General features: G+C 67.9%; 2 protein-coding genes. Both read right to left on the minus strand.

Translation table 11 applies throughout. From position 1 onward, the window contains the following. Positions 1 to 100: 100 nt before the first annotated feature. Complete coding sequence (gene dmpG, locus ABDV69_RS17890; protein ID WP_343576767.1) at positions 101 to 1,147, minus strand: 4-hydroxy-2-oxovalerate aldolase; 1,047 nt, start codon at positions 1,145 to 1,147, stop codon at positions 101 to 103. Beyond that, complete coding sequence (locus tag ABDV69_RS17895) at positions 1,144 to 2,058, minus strand: acetaldehyde dehydrogenase (acetylating) (protein WP_343576770.1); 915 nt, start codon at positions 2,056 to 2,058, stop codon at positions 1,144 to 1,146. Before ABDV69_RS17895 ends, dmpG begins: the two co-directional genes overlap by 4 nt. Positions 2,059 to 2,095 lie beyond the last annotated feature (37 nt).

The raw sequence follows: 2,095 nt of genomic DNA on the forward strand, positions 1-2,095 counted from the left end.
GCGGCCAACATCCCGCCGGCGAGGATGCTCGTGAATGTCGTTCGCATGGCGGTGAGAATACTCGCGCTTCCTATGCGGCGGCTATGCGCGAACGGGTGATTCAACCGCTCGCGGCTTGTTCCCGCTTGATCTCCAGCGCGATGTCGATGAGCTGGTCTTCCTGACCGCCGATCAGCTTGCGCTGCCCGGCCCGGTGCAGCAGCTGGTGGGCCGGCACGCCGTAGCGCTCGGACTGGCGGACGGCGTGCTTGAGGAAGCTGGAGTACACCCCGGAGTACCCCATGATCAGCGCGTTGCGGTCGAGCAGGCATTCGGCCGGCATCGCCGGGCGCACCACGTCCTCGGCGGCGTCGGCGATGTCGAAGAAGTCGATGCCGGTCTTGACGCCGATCTTGTCGAACACCCCGATCAGCGCCTCGACCGGGGCATTTCCGGCGCCGGCGCCGAACCGGCGCACGCTGCCGTCGATCTGCTTGGCACCCGCGCGCACGGCCTCCACCGAGTTGGCCACGCCCAGACCGAGGTTCTCGTGCCCGTGGAAACCGACCTGGGCGTCGTCACCGAGTTCGGCGACCAGCGCCGACACCCGGTCGGCTACCGCGTCGAGGACCAGCGCTCCGGCGGAGTCGACCACATACACGCACTGGCAGCCGGCGTCAGCCATGATGCGGGCCTGGGCGGCCAGCTTCTCCGGGGCGATGGTGTGGCTCATCATCAGGAACCCGACGGTCTCCAGGCCCAACTCGCGGGCCAGACCGAAGTGCTGGATCGAGACGTCGGCCTCGGTGCAGTGGGTGGCGATCCGGCAGATCGAGCCGCCGTTGTGCTGCGCCTCTTTGATGTCGTCCTTGGTGCCCACCCCGGGCAGCATCAGGAAGGCGATCTTGGCTTCTTTCGCAGTCTCGGCCGCGAGCTTGATCAGCTCCTGCTCGGGCGTTTTGGAGAAGCCGTAGTTGAAGCTCGACCCGCCCAGCCCGTCGCCGTGGGTCACCTCGATCACCGGCACGCCGGCGGCGTCCAGCGCGGCGACGATCGCGCCGACCTCGTCGGTGGTGAACTGGTGGCGCTTGTGGTGCGAGCCGTCCCGCAACGACGTGTCGGTGATCCGGACGTCCCAGATCGGGTTGAAGAAAATGTCGGTCGTCATCGCGCACCTCCTGCGACTGCCAGCGATTCCTTGGCGATCTCCTCGCCGACCTTGGTGGCCGCGGCGGTCATGATGTCGAGGTTGCCCGCGTACGGCGGCAGGTAGTCGCCGGCCCCTTCGACCTCGACGAAGGTGGTGACCAGCGCCTGACCGCCGGAGTGCACTGACGGGTCGTCGAACTGCGGGTCGTTGAGCAGTCGGTAGCCCGGCACGTAGGTCTGCACCTCGGCGACCACGTCGCGGATCGACTGGGTGATCGCATCCCGGTCGGCGTCTTCGGGGATGGCGCAGAAGATGGTGTCGCGCATGATCATCGGCGGATCGGCCGGGTTCAAGATGATGATCGCCTTGCCGCGCTGGGCGCCGCCGATGGTCGCAACGCCGCGCGAGGTGGTCTTGGTGAACTCGTCGATGTTGGCCCGGGTGCCCGGCCCCGCCGAGGACGACGACACCGACGCGACGATCTCGGCGTAGGGCACCTCCACCACCCGGGAGACGGCGTAGACGATCGGGATGGTGGCCTGTCCCCCGCAGGTGATCATGTTGACGTTGGGTGCGTCGAGGTGCTCGCGCAGGTTGGCCGGCGGGATCACCGCCGGACCGACCGCGGCGGGCGTCAGGTCGATGGCCCGAATGCCCGCGGCCGCATACTTCGGCGCCGCGTCGCGGTGCACGTAGGCGCTGGTCGCCTCGAACACCATGTCGGGTTTCTCGGACTGGGCGAGCAGCCAGTCGACGCCGTCGTGGGTGGTCTCGAGTCCGAGCTTGCGCGCCCGGGCCAGGCCTTCGCTGTCCGGGTCGATGCCGACCATCCAGCGCGGTTCCAGCCACTGCGAGCGGAGCAGTTTGTAGAGCAGATCGGTGCTGATGTTGCCCGACCCGACGATGGCAACGCTTGCCTTGGATGGCATGAACGCTCCTTACTCTCTGGTCGCGACCCGCTGCGCC

It is taken from the genome of Mycobacterium sp., assembly GCF_039583785.1.
In the GTDB taxonomy this organism is placed as follows: Bacteria; Actinomycetota; Actinomycetes; order Mycobacteriales; family Mycobacteriaceae; genus Mycobacterium.